At 52.3% G+C, this 17822-nt stretch carries 14 protein-coding genes and 1 riboswitch; all 14 genes read right to left on the bottom strand.

The genetic code is table 11. From position 1 onward, the window contains the following. Window positions 1–93: 93 nt before the first annotated feature. Window positions 94–1512 carry a D-alanyl-D-alanine carboxypeptidase family protein gene (locus tag DXB70_RS04445; protein ID WP_118672733.1) on the bottom strand — a complete coding sequence of 473 codons (1419 nt, stop codon included), beginning with the start codon at window positions 1510–1512 and terminating at the stop codon, window positions 94–96. A 405-nt stretch (window positions 1513–1917) separates the two neighbouring features. Beyond that, on the bottom strand, window positions 1918–2904 hold the full coding sequence (locus DXB70_RS04440; protein ID WP_118672732.1) for a diaminopimelate dehydrogenase: 987 nt from the start codon (window positions 2902–2904) through the stop codon (window positions 1918–1920). A gap of 181 nt (window positions 2905–3085) precedes the next feature. Next, window positions 3086–4951: an ABC transporter ATP-binding protein gene (locus tag DXB70_RS04435; protein ID WP_106999992.1), complete on the bottom strand. Its 1866-nt coding sequence runs from the start codon at window positions 4949–4951 to the stop codon at window positions 3086–3088. Further along, on the bottom strand, window positions 4948–6630 hold the full coding sequence (locus DXB70_RS04430; protein ID WP_118672761.1) for an ABC transporter ATP-binding protein: 1683 nt from the start codon (window positions 6628–6630) through the stop codon (window positions 4948–4950). Before DXB70_RS04430 ends, DXB70_RS04435 begins: the two co-directional genes overlap by 4 nt. Window positions 6631–6735: 105 nt before the next feature. Beyond that, entirely contained in the window at window positions 6736–9963 is a 3228-nt protein-coding gene (locus DXB70_RS04425; RefSeq protein WP_118672731.1) for an SNF2 helicase associated domain-containing protein, read from the bottom strand. A 22-nt stretch (window positions 9964–9985) separates the two neighbouring features. After that, window positions 9986–11755: an arginine--tRNA ligase gene (gene argS, locus DXB70_RS04420; protein WP_118672730.1), complete on the bottom strand. Its 1770-nt coding sequence runs from the start codon at window positions 11753–11755 to the stop codon at window positions 9986–9988. Between the two features lie 196 nt (window positions 11756–11951). Continuing rightward, on the bottom strand, window positions 11952–12728 hold the full coding sequence (locus DXB70_RS04415; RefSeq protein WP_118490748.1) for a peptidoglycan recognition family protein: 777 nt from the start codon (window positions 12726–12728) through the stop codon (window positions 11952–11954). Window positions 12729–13033: 305 nt separating this feature from the next. After that, window positions 13034–13591 carry an elongation factor P gene (efp, locus tag DXB70_RS04410; RefSeq protein WP_022358740.1) on the bottom strand — a complete coding sequence of 186 codons (558 nt, stop codon included), beginning with the start codon at window positions 13589–13591 and terminating at the stop codon, window positions 13034–13036. 70 nt (window positions 13592–13661) lie between these two features. Continuing rightward, entirely contained in the window at window positions 13662–13793 is a 132-nt protein-coding gene (locus DXB70_RS14530; protein ID WP_270228417.1) for a hypothetical protein, read from the bottom strand. Window positions 13794–13829: 36 nt separating this feature from the next. After that, complete coding sequence (locus DXB70_RS04405) at window positions 13830–14345, bottom strand: YqeG family HAD IIIA-type phosphatase (protein WP_107000417.1); 516 nt, start codon at window positions 14343–14345, stop codon at window positions 13830–13832. Continuing rightward, window positions 14345–14842 carry a transcriptional regulator NrdR gene (gene nrdR, locus DXB70_RS04400; protein ID WP_117795612.1) on the bottom strand — a complete coding sequence of 166 codons (498 nt, stop codon included), beginning with the start codon at window positions 14840–14842 and terminating at the stop codon, window positions 14345–14347. Before nrdR ends, DXB70_RS04405 begins: the two co-directional genes overlap by 1 nt. 263 nt (window positions 14843–15105) lie before the next feature. Continuing rightward, complete coding sequence (locus DXB70_RS04395; RefSeq protein WP_118637140.1) at window positions 15106–15354, bottom strand: YlmC/YmxH family sporulation protein; 249 nt, start codon at window positions 15352–15354, stop codon at window positions 15106–15108. An 87-nt stretch (window positions 15355–15441) separates the two neighbouring features. Beyond that, on the bottom strand, window positions 15442–16365 hold the full coding sequence (locus DXB70_RS04390) for a hypothetical protein (protein WP_118672760.1): 924 nt from the start codon (window positions 16363–16365) through the stop codon (window positions 15442–15444). Between the two features lie 5 nt (window positions 16366–16370). Further along, the gene (locus tag DXB70_RS04385; RefSeq protein ID WP_118672729.1) at window positions 16371–17600 is read right to left on the bottom strand and encodes a sirohydrochlorin cobaltochelatase; all 1230 of its coding nucleotides are present in this window, start codon (window positions 17598–17600) and stop codon (window positions 16371–16373) included. A gap of 41 nt (window positions 17601–17641) precedes the next feature. Further along, a riboswitch (cobalamin riboswitch) is annotated at window positions 17642–17819 on the bottom strand. Window positions 17820–17822: the final 3 nt, after the last annotated feature.

The raw sequence follows: 17822 nt of genomic DNA, 5'->3' as shown, positions 1-17822 counted from the left end.
AGCTATGCCGCCGGTCTTTTTGCGACCGCAGAGCTGTGAAAAACGGAGCCGCCCCGGTCTTTTCTGCCGGTCGGCTCCGTTTTATTCTCTTCTTTATTTCTGAATCCAGACACCATTCGCATCGACTCTATATCCGTCCGGTGTCGTTCCATTGACAAACAATGCTCCGTCAGCACTCACATAATACCAGTATCCATTCGTCTGAATCCAGCGGCTCTTCGCCATAGCCCCGCTTTCGGTATAATAATGCCAGGAGCCGTCTACCATCTGCCAGTCACGCGCCATCCACGCATCCGCATGGAAATAGTATGTCTCTCCCTTGATCAGTAGACTCTCATTTGCCGCGTAGGTTCCGTTTGCTTTCAGGTATTTCCATTCATTTCCAAACTGCTGCCACGCACCGTCGCCCTGAGCAGCTGTATTGCCAGCTCCAGAGCTACCCGGTCCGCCCTGACTGCCGGAAGACGAGGTATTTGTGCTGGTCGTATTGCCGGACGGCTTGCTGGAATTTGACGTACTGTTGTTCGCCGCATCCGATACCGAGGTGTTCGTGCCAGCCGGTGTGCCGGATGCGCTTCCCGCCACTGCAAAACCATAGTCCAGCAGCTTCTTCGTATCGTCATAATGGGTCTGCGAACTCTTTAAAATAACTGCAATCAGGCGCACGCCATTTCGCTCTGCACACGTTACCAGCGTGTTGCCTGCCAGGGAGGTATAACCGGTCTTTCCGCCTATGATTCCCTCATAGTACTGGGAATTTGCCGGATTGAGCATCTTATGTCCCATCGTAAGCGTCCGCACCGTCGGCACGCTGGCAGTCGCCGGGAAATCGTAATGCAGGGTCGATGCAACCTGACGCACCGTCGCATTATTGAATGCAGCATTTGCAATCAGCGCCATATCATGTGCGGTTGTAAAATGGTTTGCATTGTTCAGACCATTCGGATTTGCAAAATGCGTATGCGTGCATCCTAAGGACGCTGCCTTCTCATTCATCTTATCCGCAAACGCGCTGACACTGCCGGACACATGCTCCGCCAGTCCGTTTGCCACCTCATTTGCCGATTTTAAAAGCAGACCATAGAGACAGTCCTTAACCGTAAAGGTATCGCCCGCCTTGACCTGCAACGTCACCGCGCCCGATTCCAGATTCGAAACTGCCGTCTGGGAAAAGGTTACCGTATCACTCAGATTACAGTTTTCCGCTACCAGAAGCGCCGTCATCAGCTTCGTGATGCTGGCTGGATAATACTGCGTATCCGCATTCTTGGAAAACAGGAACTGGTTGTGCGTCGCATCATAGAGCACTGCGCCCTGCGCTGCCACCGTCGGCTGAGCTGCATTCTGTGAAGTAACCGTTGCTCCCGAAGGAACTGCGCCGGAGACCGTGCCTCCTGCCGCCTGTCCCGGACCGGTCGCCCCGTCTGTCGCAGCAAATGCAGTCCATGACACAGACATCATAAGTGCCATTCCCAGGCAGAGGGAACGCACGGATTTTTTCCATTTATTCATCGTATATTGTCCTTCCTGTATGTATTTTCGCTTTTCTCCTACCCGCCAGCTCCCGCAAACGTAAAGTTACGTTCACTCATTGCGCGGACTTTAACGGATTTTGCCAGTGCTGCGCAGGTACAAATCATGCAAATCTGTCTTACATTTTACTTCATTTTAAGCGACAATACAAGTTGAAAGGAAAATTTGAAATTATTACAATTTTATTACAAAAACAGGTAGCCGAAGGACATTCAGATCCTCCAGCTACCGCTTGATTCTTTTTGTATCTTCTCTTTAAATCGTTGACCAGCTTCGCCGGTTTCCAGTTAACGCCGCCTTTGCATACGCCGTGCGTCACAGAATCCATCTTGTCATGCAGATCTTCTGCATTCCAGACGCTTTCTACTTTTATTTAATAAATTTTTACAGATACTTCTTCCGCAGATCTGCCCCACTCTCTGCCGACAGATATGCCGGTGCCACATCAAAGACGGTCTTGCAGCCCTTCTGGCCTTCCTGGTTCATCTTGTATGCCGCGCGTGCGTATGCCACGATGATGGCGGAAGTAAATTCCGGGTTGGAATCCAGCTTTAAGCTGTACTCGATGATATGGTGGTTCTCTTTGTTCCAGCCGGTCTTACCGCTGCGGAGTACAAAACCACCGTGCGGGAGACGGTTGTGATCGCGTTTCAGTTCTTCTTCGGTGATGAAATGAACCGTTGTGTCATAATCAGAAAAGTAGTTCGGCATGGTCTTGATCTCATTCTCGATCTTTGCCTGATCCGCGCCCTCTTCTGCCACAACAAAGCACTCTCTGGTGTGTTTTTCGCGGGTGGTCAGCTCTGGGCTGCTGCCGCTTCTGACTGCCTCCAGTGCACTCTCAACTGGGATTGTGTACTGTCTGGCATCCTTGACGCCCTCGATCCGGCGGATCGCATCGGAATGTCCCTGGCTGACGCCCTTGCCCCAGAATGTATAATTTTCGCCCTCCGGCAGGCATGCAGCTGCATAGAGACGGTTCAGGGAGAACATACCCGGATCCCAGCCAACGGAGATGATGCCAACCTTTCCGGATTTCTGTGCGGACTCATCGACTGCTGCGAAATGCTCTGGAATCTTTGCATGGGTATCGAAGCTGTCCACTACGTTAAACCACTGTGCATATTTCGGGGTCTGGACCGGCAGATCCGTAGCCGAACCGCCGCAGAGAATCAAAACGTCGATCTCGTCTTTCTTCGCCTCTGCCTCATCTACATGATAAACCGGTACGCCCTCGGTCAGGATCTTGACCGTTTCCGGCGCACGCCGTGTAAATACTGCTTTCAGTTCCATATCCGGATTCTGGCGGATCGCACACTCCACGCCGCGTCCCAGATTTCCATATCCTAAAATTCCAACTCGGATACTCATAGATATTCCTCCTAACGGTACAAAATTTGCCACGGATCCGGCTCTATTTTCCAGCTTACGTGATCCGATTTTACTTAAAAATTTCAAGTGTTCCCATTATACACTAGATCCATCCGTTTTTCAATATAGGTGAGTTCACGCGTACAGGAAACAAATTCTCATTTAATTCTCAACGAAAGCCTTATTCCAGCTCTTTCATTCCGGTATACAGCTCAAAATACCGCCCTTTCTGCGCCAGCAGATCTTCATGGTCGCCGCGCTCAATGATCTGCCCGTGCTCCAGCACCATGATCGCATTGGCGTTGCGGACTGTCGAAAGCCGGTGGGCGATGACAAAGGTCGTCCGGTCCGCCATCAGCCGGTCCATGCCGTGCTCGATGTGCTTCTCCGTCCGCGTATCGACCGAACTCGTCGCCTCATCCAGAATCAGGATCGGTGCTTTAGAAACTGCTGCCCGCGCAATGTTTAATAGCTGGCGCTGTCCCTGGCTTAAGTTTGCACCGTCGCCCTCCAGCATCGTGTCATACCCATCCGGCAGACGCATGATAAAGGAATGCGCCGATGCCGTTTTTGCCGCCTCAACAACTTCTTCATCCGTGGCATCCAGCCGCCCGTATCGAATATTTTCCCGTACCGTGCCGGTAAAAAGATGCGTATCCTGCAGAACCATCGCGATATTTTCCCGCAGCTCCTTCCGGTGCATCCGGCGGACATCGACGCCGTCCACCGTGATCGAGCCGCCCTGTATATCATAAAAACGGTTGATCAGATTCGTGATCGTCGTTTTTCCGGCTCCCGTCGAGCCGACAAAGGCGATCTTCTGTCCCGGCTTCGCATAGAGCGAAATATCCTTCAAAATCACCTGCCCCGGCTCATAGCCGAAAGTCACATGGTCAAGCACCACCTCACCGCGGATCGGCGCGATCGAAACCGCATCCGACGCATCTGCCGCCTCTGGTTCCGCATCCAGCACTGCAAACACGCGCTCCGCGCCTGCCAGCGCCGAAAATACGTTTCCAACCTGCATGGAAAGCTCGTTGATCGGTCTGGAAAATTGCCGCGAAAAACCTAAAAATACGGTCAGTCCACCGACATCAAAGTTCCGGAACACACAGAGCAGACCGCCAATGCAGGCTGTCAGTCCATAATTTAGCTGGCTTAAATTGTTCATGACCGGTCCCATCACACCGCCGAAAAACTGAGCCCGGATCTGTTTTTCTTTCAGATCCGCATTGAGCCATCCAAATTCTTCCTCTGCGATCTCTTCATGGCAGAATACCTTGACGACCTTCTGCCCCTGCACAGTCTCCTCGATATAGCCGTTCATCGCGCCAAGCGCCGCCTGCTGAGCAGAGAAATATTTCTGGCTCCGTCCGGCAACAAATTTACCGGCACGCAGCATCACCGGCATCATGGCAAGCGTAATCACCGTCAGCCACACGTTCGTGTAAATCATCAGGACCAGCGTTCCCACAATACTGAGCGCGCCGGATAAAAGCTGCACCAGCGTACTGCTGAGCATCATGCCGATCGTATCCACATCGTTTGTAAAACGGCTCATCAGATCGCCGTTGCTGCCGGTATCATAAAACCGGAGCGGAAGCGTCTGCATATGGTTAAACAGCTCTTCCCGCAGCCGCTGCAGCGCGTTTTGCGCCACCTGCAGCATGATGCGCGACTGCATATAGGAAGCGGCAACGCTGACTAAATAAACCGCTCCCATCACGCACAGGGAACGGAACAGCCCCGCCACATCGCCCCGGCTGCCATCTAAAGGCACAATATACCGATTGATGATCGGGCGCAACATATAGGCGCCCACCAGATTCGTCACCGTCCCCAGGATCACACAGAAAAAGGCGGCTGTCATCGCCATCCGGTCGCGTTTTAAGTATGAAAGCAGGCGCAGCATCGTCTGACCGCCCGCCTTGGGCTTTCCGCCCTTCATGACCGCCATCCGTTCCGGTCCCCGGCGGCGTTTCGGCGCGTCGGCTATGCGGCTGCCATATCGGCGTTTCAGGCTTTCAATCTGTTTTTCATCCATCATGCCATCCCCTCCCCGTCTGCCCGTTTTCCATATTGCGTCTCATAGATCTCCCGGTACGCCTCACAGGATGCCAGCAGCTTCTCCTGCGTTCCCTCTCCGATAATCCTGCCGTCCTCAAGGACGAGAATCCGATCCGCGTATTCCAGCGAACTCAGCCGCTGTGCGATAATAAATTTCGTCGTATCTTTCAAATCTTCCCGGAATGCCGTCCGGATCGCCGCCTCCGTTGCCGTATCGACCGCACTGGTGCTGTCGTCGAGAATCAGGATCTTCGGCTTCTTTAAGAGTGCCCTTGCGATGCACAGCCGTTGTTTCTGACCGCCGGATACATTGACGCCGCCCTGTCCCATCTCCGTTTTGTAGCCTTCGGCAAACGAATTCACAAAGGAATCTGCCTGCGCATACACTGCTGCCCGCCGCACTTCTTCCTCCGTCGCCGTCTCATCACCCCAGCGCAGGTTTTCCTCGATCGTGCCGGAAAACAGGACGTTTTTCTGTAAAACCATGCCAACGCCGTCCCGGAGATTTTTCAGGGAATACTCCCGCACATCGATACCATCCACCCGCACACTCCCCTCTGTCACATCATAGAGGCGGGGAATCAGCTGTACCAGCGACGTTTTTCCGCTTCCGGTCGCACCGAGGATGCCGATCGTCTCTCCCGGCTCTGCCGTCAGGCTGATGTGGGATAGAACCGGCTCACCGCCTTCGCGGTAGGAAAAGGAAACATTCTTAAATTCCACGCGTCCTTTCTCAACCTTCCGATCCTTCTGTGATGCATTTTCATCGCTCAGATCAATCGGCTCATCCAGCACCTCATCGATTCGCCGGATGGACGCCATCGCGCGGGAACTCTGCAAAAATACCATTGAGAGCATCATAAGTGACATCAGAATCTGTACAATGTAGGTCGTAAATGCCGTCAGATCCCCGACCGCCATCCGTCCGCCGATAATCAGGTTTCCGCCGAACCAGACAACTGCCAGTGTCGTCACATTCATCGCGAACATCATGACCGGCATCGTCGCAATTACGATCTTCAGCGCCCGCAGCCCTGCCTCCTTGAGCTCCCGGTTCGTGCCGGCAAACCGCTTTTCCTCGTAGTCTTCCCGCACAAAGGATTTCACCACCCGCACGTTCGTCAGCACCTCCTGGATGCCGCTATTGAGTGTATCCAGCGCTTTCTGCATGGCCGTAAACCGCGGGTATGCAGTCCGTAGGATCCAGACGATCGCCGCCGTCAGAAGCGGAATCACCACCAGGATGACAGCTGCCAGTTCCGCATTCATCCAGAACGCCATCACAAGCGCCCCCAGAAACATGCCCGGCGCGCGCAGCATCATCCGAAGTCCCATCATAACCAGGTTCTGTACCTGCTGGATATCGTTCGTCAGACGGGTTACCAGTGATCCCGTGCTGAACGTATCGATATTTTTAAATGAAAACTGCTGCACTCTGGCAAATAAGTCGCGGCGCAGATCGCTGGTAAAGGAAATCGACGCCTTCGCTGCAAAATATGCCCCCAGAATGCCGCCTGCCGCCATCAAAAAGGAGGTAATCGCCATCACAAGTCCCATTTTGAGAATGTATCCGCCGTCTTTCTGCGCCACGCCATGGTTAATAATCATCGACATAAATTTGGGCAGCAGAATCTCACCCAGCACCTCCGTTACCATCATGAGCGGTCCCAGAATAAAGGCGCTCTTATATGGCAGTATATATGATTTGTATCGTTTCCATTGCTTCACGCTTTTTCCTCCTGCCCGTTATTTCTGCAAATTTTTTTATGGATTCTGTTCAAACAGCTCCATCAGTTCATTCTGGCTCAAATCGCCCAGTGAAACCATTCCCTCTGAAACCACCTGCGCCGCCAGCGCAAGCTTCGCATTCTGCAGCTTCAAAAGATTTTCTTCTATCGTATCCTTTAAGATCAGTTTGTATACCGTGACCGGCTTTTCCTGCCCAATCCGGTACGCGCGGTCGGTCGCCTGGTTCTGCGCTGCCACATTCCACCACGGATCGTAATGAATCACGATATCCGCCGCCGTCAGGTTGAGTCCCGTTCCCCCGGCTTTCAGGGAAATAAGGAACACCGGAACCTCATCCGAGGCAAACGCCTGCACCATCCGGCTGCGTTCTTCCTTCGGGGTCGCGCCGACCAGAAGATGGGACGAAATGCCCTCTTGTAAAAGGCGTTCCCGAATCCGCTCCAGCATCGAGGCAAACTGGGAAAAGAGCAGGATCTTATGTCCCGCCGCAGACGCCGATGCGATCAGCGAAACACAGGTCTCCAGCTTCGCCGATTCCCCCGTATAATCTTCAAAACAGAGTGCCGGATCGCAGCAGATCTGGCGCAGCCGCATGAGCTGGGAAAGCACTTCCAATTTTCCATTACCCGACCACGCGCCGCCAGCCAGCGCCTCTTTCAGTTTCAACGCCGACGCCGTATAAAGCTTCTGCTGCCGCCCCGACGCCGCCGAATAAACGATCCTCTCTTCCTTGGTCGGAAGCTCCCGCAGCACATCCTTTTTCAAGCGGCGCAGGACAAACGGTCCCGTCATCCGCCGCAGTGCCGTCAATGCTTCCGGATCCTGATTTTTCACGATCGGCAGCTCATACCGCTCACGGAACTTCCGGTAACTGTATAAAAATCCCGGCATCAGGAAATCAAAAATGCTCCAAAGCTCGCTGAGCCGGTTTTCCACCGGCGTTCCCGTCAGAGCGAAACGGGCATTCGCCGAAATCTCCTTTACCGCCTTCGCGCCCTGTGTCTTTGCATTTTTAATGACCTGCGCCTCGTCAATAATCTCATATTCAAACGTGCGTCCCAGATACGCCTCCCGATCCCGTTTCAACAGATCATAGGACGTGATGATCACCTGCGCCCCCTCAGACGCCTCCATCCGCATCTGCTCCTCCAGCTGTTCCTGCCGTTCTTTCGCCGTCCCGGCAATCAGAAGCACGCGGATCCCCGGCGAAAACCGGGCAAATTCCTGTCCCCAGTTGTAGACGAGCGACGCCGGGCAGACGATCAAAGACGGAAGAGGTAATTCTGACCCACTGCCTTCATTTCCAGCCGCTTTCTGCTCGGTTTTTTCCTGATAAAATGCTGTCAGAAGCGCAATCACCTGCAGCGTTTTTCCCAGTCCCATATCATCTGCCAGGATCCCGCCGAAATGATACCGCGCCAACGTCCGCATCCACGTATATCCGATCTTCTGATATTCCCGCAGCGTCTTTTCCAGCACCGCCGGAACCGCATAGCTGACACTCTGCGCCGTTTTTAGATCGCGCACCATCATCCCGTAGGCTTCATCCCGCTGAAACAGTTTCATCCTGCCGTCGCCCGAGAGACTGTCCAGATAAAAAGCACGGTAGGCAGGTATCTTCGCCTCCCCCGCCTGAAATTCACTCTTTGTCAGTCCCAGATCCGCAGTCAGGCTGTCAAGCGCCTGCAGACCGCCGCCCGAGAGCTGCAAAAATTCGCCATTTTTCATGCGGTAATATTTCTTTTTTTGGCGGTATTCACTGAGTACCTGCAAAAGCTCCGCCGGGTCGATTCCCGCCGTCTCAATCTTCAGATCCAGCCAGCCGCCTCCAAGAGAAACCCCCATCGACACTTCCGGCGGAGGCAGGACGCGCAGATGGCGGACAGACTCTGACAGCCATACCTCGCCCACCTCCTGAAACTGCGTCATTCCCTCGCTCAGAACCTGGTACAGCGCTTCTTCATCCCCGCGGATCACCAGCTCGCCGCTCTCATCCTCCCAGTAAGAGAAGTACCGCGTGATCAGGCGGCTGATATAAAATTCCGCCGGTACATCCCGGCAGATCTCCCGCGGAACATGCTCGTCCGCCAGCGGCGAAAACGTAAAATCTCCGTAGGAAAGCGTCGGACGCAGACGCAGCTCGTCCGGCGAATCACTGTCAAACTCAAACCGGGCTTTCAACGCCTCTGGGCGGTATTTCTCCCAATCGATCTCCGGGCTCTGCAAGATCCCAAGTGCCTCCATGCCTTCCAGCACCCGCGCATAAAAGAGCGGAATATCCCGGCTTCCAACCAGCAGCCCCCGCTTCTCTTTCCGGCTTCCGCACTCTCTTCCGCCCTGTTCCATCTGCTCCAGAAAAACGCCCATCGTTTCTGTATACAGTTCACTGCATCCAAACAGATGCAATCCATCTGCCACATACAGACGCTGTTCTCCCCGGAACGAAGTTAGAGCCGATGGAACCGTAACCGCAATTCCATCGCCCCTTGCTTCCACCTCCACCGGGAAACGCGGATCCTTGCGCTCAACCTGGCACACACGTTCAGCACCTTTCTCGTCCTCCGTTTGGACTTCTTTTCCCTCTAAAAGATCAAACAGCCGATCCCTCGCTGCAGATCCCAGCGTTAACGCCCGCATTACCGGAAGCGGCAGCCCCGCATGACCGCGCATCTCCTCATAATGGCGTATGTAGGCGTCCGCCTCCTCCAGCAGAAGATCTAAAAATGGGCGGCTTTCCGGCGCAAAGGCAGACGGGACGTGTTCAAACGCCATGCCTTTTCCGTATTCCACCCGTTTTCCGCTGTGAACCGCCTGTGCAAATTCCAGCAGGTTTTTCACAATATACCGTTTTTCCCGTCCGATCCGTGCCTCCAAAAGCACTTCGCCGCGCCGGATCTGTAAATAGGGATGCAGATAGACCGGTTCCCGCTCTTCCTCGCCCAGAATCCGCGCTACTTCCCGGTTCGTGTACTCCCGGATCATCATCCGGATCTCCGGCGAAGTCGAAACCGGCGGTGTATGCTCGGCTTTCTGCTGGCGGGCAAACGCCTCCTGAAGCGCTTTTGCATGAACGCAGGGACCCCGGAATGAATTTCCCTCCGCACAAGAACAAGAGTAGTCATAGATCTGACTACCCTTGATAAAAATTCTTGTCTGATATACCTTTGTCTCATCCTCAATCTGTCCCTGTACCCGTACTTCGCCCTTCCAGAAGGTATCTACGGACATTTTTATTATTTTCATGAGGATTCCTCCATATTACAGATTACATGTGTTCCGGCGATTCCATTCCGAGCAGATCCATACAGGTATCCAGCACCCGCTTGGTCAGCGTGATCAGGCTGATAAAGGCTGCCTGCTTCGCTGCGTCCTCCTCGGAGAGGATCTTATTTTCCAGATAGAATGCATTGAACGCATCCGCCACTGCCGCCATGTATTGACAGAGCTTATGCGGCGCCGTCTCGTAGAATGCAGATTCTGTCACCTCGCCGAAACGGCAGAGCGCCATCTGAAGTGCTTTCTCTGTCTCGCTCTCAGCCGGACGGATCGGAACCACTTTAGCATCCGCACCGCGCAGTTCCTTGTATTTCTCCAGAATGGACTTGATGCGGACGATCATATACTGGATATGTGGACCTGTATTTCCCTCAAAGGAAATAAAGCGGTCTACATCGAAAATGTAATCTTTGGTCGCCTGATTCGAAAGATCGGCATATTTAAGTGCCGCCAGGCCGACAATCTCCGCCGTGCGTGTCATCTCGTCCGCCGGAACCTTCTGCTTCTCCTGAATCTTCTCATATACCTTCTCATCGATATTCTTGATCAGGTGCTCCAGACGCATAACACCGCCCTCACGTGTCTTGAACGGACCACCGTCCTTGCCGTTCATCGTACCGAAACCCAAGAAGATCATCGGCGTATCTTCTTTGACGATGCCCGCCTTCTTCGCCACACGGAATACCTGGATAAAATGAAGCTCCTGGCGCTTGTCTACGACGTAAATGTAGCGGTCCGGATGGAAATCCTGCTCACGTTCGATGATCGTCGCCAGATCGGAAGTCGCATACAGCGCCGCACCGTCGGATTTGCGGACGATACAAGGCGGATATTCCTTCGCATCCCCTTCCTGTGCGATATCGACAACCAGCGCGCCATCGCTCTCATAGGCGAGACCTTTTTTCTGTAAATCCTCGATCAGTCCCGGAATATATGGCTGCGCATCGCTCTCGCCCTTCCAGAGGTCGAACGATACATTTAAATTGCCATAGTTTTTTTTCAGATCCTTCAAGGACACGTTCATGATGTGCTTCCAGATCGCATGGAACGGTGCATAGCCACTCTGCAGTTTGAAGGTTGCCTGCTGTGCCCGCTCACGGAATGCCGCATCTACCTTGGATTTCGCGCTCGCTGCCGGATAGATATCCTCCAGCTCGGAAATCGTAAACGGCGGCTCCGACGGATACTCGCCGGTATAATCCGGGTCAAAATATACCAGATCCGGCTGACGGTCATGCAGCTCCTCGATGATCAGTCCCATCTGCAATCCCCAGTCACCCAGATGCACATCGCTGATGACATGGTGTCCCATATAGCAGCTGATGCGCTTGATGCTCTCTCCGATGACCGCGGAACGTAAGTGTCCGACATGCAGTGGTTTTGCTACATTGGCTCCGCCGTAATCGATGATGATCGTCTCCGGCTTCTTAGCTGCGTTGAGTCCCAGCTTTTCATCCTCTGCCACCTGCTGTACATAGGATGCCAGATAGCACGGATTCAGGCGGATATTGATAAATCCAGGCATCACGGCGTTGATCTCAGAAAACATCTTGCTTCCGGCTGTCTTTTCCACCACCTCATTGGCAATATCGATCGGTTTCTTTTTATACGCTTTGGCAGCTGCCATCGCGCCGTTACACTGATACTCGCAGAGATCCGGGCGGTTTGATACCGTTACGCGGATATACTTCTCATCGTACCCGCAGCCGGTAAACGCCGGTTTCAGTTCTTCCACGATCAAATCTAAAATCGTTTTCATACTAGATTCCCTTTCATAATTTATATCGCATATTTTCAAGAATGCCTCTGCATTCTTGCTGCGAGATGCGCGTCATGCAAAGCATGACATATTTCTTTTGCGCATCTTAAGCAATCCTGCCGGAGGCTATATCAGATGGGAGACCCGCTCCCACCACTGATACTAATTTGCTCCTCGCCACCTGAAGAGGTGGGAGTCATCTCTCATCTGATATATCCTTCCGCATTGCCTTTTTCACATCCTTGCGGAACTGCTTCCAGGCATCCTCATGATCCACGAAATACTTCGGGCACGCCTTTCCAGTCACGTCATAATGACGGATCACGTCTTTCGGACTTAAATCGAGCTGCTTGCACAGCCATGCAGTCAGTTTTACCAGCGAGTCATACGTCTCGTCTGTGAACTTTCCGTCTGCCGCCGGATGGCAGCACTCAATCGAAACGGTGTCCGCATTCCTCTCATTGGAGGCATATGCCTTCTCCCCGACCGGAACGCACTCAATGATCTCGCCGTCCAGACCGATCACGAAATTGCTGCTGACGGAAACAGTGTTACTGCCGCTCTGATCTTTCAACCCCTCAAAATAATCATGGTTCTGCTGTGCCGTCGTCCCAGGATTTGCCACATAGTGAATCACGATCCCGTTGATGACCGGGATATTCGTCCCCGGTCTGGAATATCGGTTGACCGTGAGAAGCTGCTCATCAACCCAGTTTGGCATCTCGATCGTGGACGGATCGATCAGCTTGCGGATCATTTTCCCGCGCAGCGTCCAGCCTGTTCCCGCACCCAGGAGAAAAATAAGCAGACACAAAAACAGCCGCATCATCACACGGCGCTTCTTCTGCTGCCTCGTCCGCTCCCGGCGGATTGCCGTCTGCCTGCCGGATGTACGCCTCTTCCTGCCACCAGATCTGCGCCCCGGCTCATCCTCTTCCCCCAGACGCAGACGGTCTTCTCTTCCGTTCTCCATATTTATCACTCCCCATGAGCACCGTTCACTCCGAACCCGCTCTCTGAGATGAACCAACGGACGCGTCATAGACGCCTCCCCGATATGTTAAGCAAAAAAACTGTTGTAAAATCTCGACGTTTCCTCCGGATCTTACAACAGTTTCTCTGCTTGCTACTGTTCATGCGCTGCATAACCAGCAAAGGAAAATGCCTGCCACAAACAGTAATCTCTGTTTCCAGTCAGAAACCTGTCAGTGACACGACTGCCTCCCCACAAGGGTACAAACGGTATCGTGAAGACCTTTCTGACGTATATGTTATAACTTAGACTCTGGACAGATATTCACCAGTACGTGTATCGATCTTGATCTTATCACCCTGATTTACGAATAACGGTACATATACAGTAGCGCCAGTCTCTACAACTGCCGGTTTGGTAGCGCCTGTAGCGGTATCGCCCTTGAAGCCCGGCTCTGTATCTGTGATCTCAAGCTCTACGAACAGCGGCGGTTCTACGGAGAATACCTTGCCGTTGTAAGAACAGATCTTGCACATCTCGTTCTCTTTTACGAACTTGAGTGCGTCGCCGATTGTCTCCTGGTTTAAAGCTACCTGCTCATATGTGTTTACATCCATGAAGTTGTATAAGTCGCCATCGGAATACAGATACTGCATATCAACTCTGTCGATTCTGGCAGACGGGAACTTCTCGGTCGGACGGAAGGTTTTCTCTACAACGCCGCCATTCATTACGTTCTTAATTTTAGTACGAACGAACGCAGCTCCCTTTCCCGGTTTTACGTGCTGAAATTCCATGATCTGGTATACGTTGCCATCAATCTCCAGTGTGATGCCGTTTCTAAAATCGCCCGCTGATATCATAAATGATGCTCCTCCTTGAAAATACTCGCTTTATCTTTTTTATTTTATACTATAAAATCCTCTTTTTCAACTACTTTTTTGAAAACACAGGGCACATCATGTCAATTCCGCCCCTTATTTTTCTAAAATTGCCGATATTTTTTCTGAAAACAACTGATTTTCCACCGTTTCCGGCACTCCTGTCAGCATCCAGTTCTGCCACTTGGCAAGCTCTTTCAAACCGTTCAAAAACACCCAACTACAAACTTCCGCTATTTTTTTCCTGTCTTCTCACATAGAACCACAGGACAATTTTCTCCAGATACCGCTTTAACACGATCTGGATCTCTTCCTTCGGATTGATCGGCTTTACAAGAATCGAATAGATGCCTGTCCGCCTCGCCCCGTACACATCCGTAAAGAGCTGATCCCCGACAAACATCGTCGAGCGCTCGCCCGTTCCCATCCGGCGCATCGCCTGCCTGTATCCGCTGCGCTTCGGTTTTCTGCCCTTGTAAATATAATCCGAACCTACCTGTCCGGCAAACGGGGCGACCCGCGCCTCCTTATTATTCGAGAGCAGACAGGTGTGGAACCCGATCGCCCGCAAACGTTCAAACAGCTGTACTGCCCGCTCGTCCGCCGGGGCACCGTGCGGCACCAGCGTATTGTCAATATCAAATATGATACCCCGCATTCCCTTCTGGTAAAACTGCTCATACGGGATATCATACGCAGAATCCAGCCATTCATCCGGATAAAACGCATTTCCCATCATCTGGTCTCTTCCCCGTTCTTTCCAGACTCATACGACGGCACATTCCGCTGCTGTATCTTCTGCAGTTCCTCCATAAATGTATCGACGTCTTTAAACTCCCGGTATACCGATGCAAACCGCACATAGGTAACCACATCCAGATCCTTTAACCGCTCCATCACAAGTTCCCCGATCACCGCGGTCGAGATCTCCCGTTCTTCCCGGTTAAATAAATTGTTTTCCACATCGTCGATCAACGCCGAAATCTGTCCCGGAGAGACTGGGCGCTTGTGGCAGGAATGCAGGATTCCTGCCTCTATCTTCGCCCGGTCGTACATCTCCCGGGTATTATCCTTTTTGACAACCATCAGAGGGATTGTCTCAAGTTTTTCATATGTGGTAAAACGCTTTCCACAAGTCTCGCACTGTCTCCGGCGTCTGATAGAACTGTTGTCATCCGCAGGCCGTGAATCGATTACTTTCGTGTCAGCCGCGTTGCAAAATGGACACTTCAATCGCTCTTCCCCTTTTCTGGTTTTATTGATATGCCCCCGCCAAGTTTTCATAACATATCATACTTATTATAATATCGCAGGAAGTGCGCTTCTGCAAGCAGAAGTTTTCCGCTACTCCTTCTTTATTCGTTACTGTTCACACATGCGTGAACAGTAACGGAATTTGCCGTGGCTTCGCATTCAAATACGGCAAATTCCTGCTGCCACCACGTTTTCTTACGGCACTTTCGGTTCCAAAAGTGCCTACCCGTGAACAGTAATCTTTATTCCTTCTTTTTCTCTTCTTTCAGCCTCACTAGAATAATGTCATCCCCTATCTGGCAGATGTCGCAGAATGGAATTATGTACTCTTTTTCCCGCCCCAGAAAGCCCCAGACACAGCCCGGTCCCGGTACGATGATCGCAAGCATTTTTCCCGTGCTGATGTCAAAATCGACGTCGCCCACAAAACCAAGGCGCTTGCAATCTTTTACATTTATAACTTCCCGCTGTTTGAGTTCACAGATACGCATAGACATAAACCTCCCGGATCCTTCTGTAATCAAAATATGTACAAAAGGACCGGGAGGTTCTTCCTGGACAGGTATTTCTATCTACTTTTATTTCGTAACTTCTGATAACGTCACGCTGTCAAAATACAGCGTATAATCAATCAGATGCGGCTGGCTCATCGCCACCGTCAAGGCACTGACCGCTACATCCTCATCCAGCGTTACCGGAATCTGGAACTCGGAATTGCCCTCGGTCTGGATCGGATCATACTGCACGTCATCCACCAGCATATACTCATAGTTCGGGCTGCTCCAGACAATATCGGCAGTCACCTTTCCATCCTTGACGATAATGATCGCCGGGCTGTCCACCGATGCTCTGCCGGAACCTCCCTGCAGGGTTACCTCACAGGTATAAGTGCCGTCTGCCACATCTGCAGTCTGCCCTGCCGGTTTCTGGACATCTGCCGCATCATCGCTATTCTCCGTCTCGGATGATGCCGCTTCCGCGTCCTCTGCCTCTCCGGAAACCGGATTTTCTACCCTTACTTTGTGGTCGTACCAGGTGCCCTTCTTACCAATCAGAGCCAGGTCAAATTCTTCTCCGAGCGCCGGAACCGGCACATCGAAGCCGTTGACCTCCTCGCTCAGACCGTCGCTGTAAGTAACCGTGTCTACGGTTGGCTGCAGCCAACCGGCTTCATCTTCCTTTGCCTCGTCCGCAGTACCCAGATACAGGTTCACGATGTTTTTCGAGGTCAGGCTGATATGAAGTGTCGCCTCGCCATCCTTGACCGTCAGGACACCTTTTCCATTTTTCGATTCATTGACCTTGAACATACTGCTGTCCGTCTTAAAATCGACGGTGTAGACGCCGTCTGCAAGGTCAATGCTGCTCTTTTGATCGGCATTCTCGGTTTCTGCGCTCTCTGTCTGCGCCACGGTGTCAGCTGCGTCCTGTTTCTGTCCTCCGCACGCTCCGAGAAAAGCGGCAGCAAGCAGAAGCGCCGCTAAATTTAATTTCTTTTTCATATACATTATTTCACAATAGAATCAATGGCTGTCCGTGTATGAGCAACATAGAATGATTCTACTGCTTTAATTCTGCCCAGACCGGAAATCTGAGTATCTACCTTGTCAAATGCACCTGATGCCTCAAACTGGCTCTTCCAGGAATCCTCGTCATCGCCTGCCATGTCGTTGTTTGCGTGATCACCTGCAACTACCATCAGCGGACGAAGAACGACATTCTTATAACCTGCTGCCTTCACTGCCTCGATAACAGACTCACAGGAGGTCTCTTCCGGCTCGCCCTCTACGGTACCGATAAATACATTGCTATATCCAAGATTCTGCATCTGGGTCTGCATCTGGCTGTAGGTTACCTTTGCAACGTGTGCGGTACCATGCCCCATCAGAACGAATGCAGTTCCCTGATCGGCTGCGTCAGCTGCATCTTTAAAACCTGCTTCCGAAGCTGCCTCTGCTACAACTGCTTTTGCAACTGCCTCTTTATCTGCATTGATAACGGTTGCATCGTCGCCAACCTCACCCAACAACGGCTCTGCGACAGCTATCTGCTCGAATTTATCCTGATACTTCTCGAGCGCCTCAACCATCTCGTCATACTCAGCACCGTGCATCAGGTGGGTCGGCTGGACAACCAGCTCTTTAACTCCGTTCTCCACGGCGCGCTCCAGTGCCTGATCCATATTGTCGATGCACTCGCCGTCACGAGCCTCAACGTGGTTGATAATGATCTGTGCGGTAAATGCACGGCGGACTGCCCAATCCGGGAATGCATCCTGGATGGAATCCTCGATACTCTTGATATCTTTCACACGGCTGTCGTTGAAGGAAGTACCAAAGCTGACTACCAGGATCTCCTTGTCGCCAATCTCATCCTGATTGCGCGGATCGTCCAGGCTCGCGTCGCCGGTATCACGACCAAAATAATCTGGATCTGCGTTCTCGCCTTCTACCAGCTCCTTCTGCTCGTCAGTCAGGGCATCCCATGCCTCTTTGGCTGCCTTGCACTGCTCATCCGTGTCATCGGTGCGCTCCTGTACATAGATGTCATCGATCAGCTTTGCCACCTTATCTGCTGCTTCCTGATCGGAATCGGCGCCCTCAGCTGCCTCGGTCTCTGCCTCAGAAGCCGCCTCCGTCGAGGTTGCCTGGCTGGATGTACTGCCGCCGCAGGCTCCAAGCAATACGGACATCGTAACTGCCGCTGCACTTACAACTACTTTTTTGTTTTTTCTCATGTTTTCCTCCTTGTGTGACTCGCACAAAAATAGTTTTAACCGATATGTTCACGACAGCTGGCAGGTTTCCTGGCTTTCGGGTCATCATGCACGCCGCGCCTTCTCACTTTCGCAATGGCATCTGCGGCGCCACTCTCCGGTTCACAGTGACGAGATCGCACAGGTTTTGCACCTGTTTCCCTTTTACCCCCTGTCCGCGCCTGCCAATCCGAGCAATCTGAC

The sequence above is a fragment of the Clostridium sp. OM05-5BH genome, assembly GCF_003481505.1.
Classification (GTDB): domain Bacteria; phylum Bacillota; class Clostridia; order Lachnospirales; family Lachnospiraceae; genus Otoolea; species Otoolea fessa.
The sequence above is the reverse complement of the archived record's forward strand: the minus strand, read 5'-3'. Positions and strand labels throughout refer to the sequence as shown.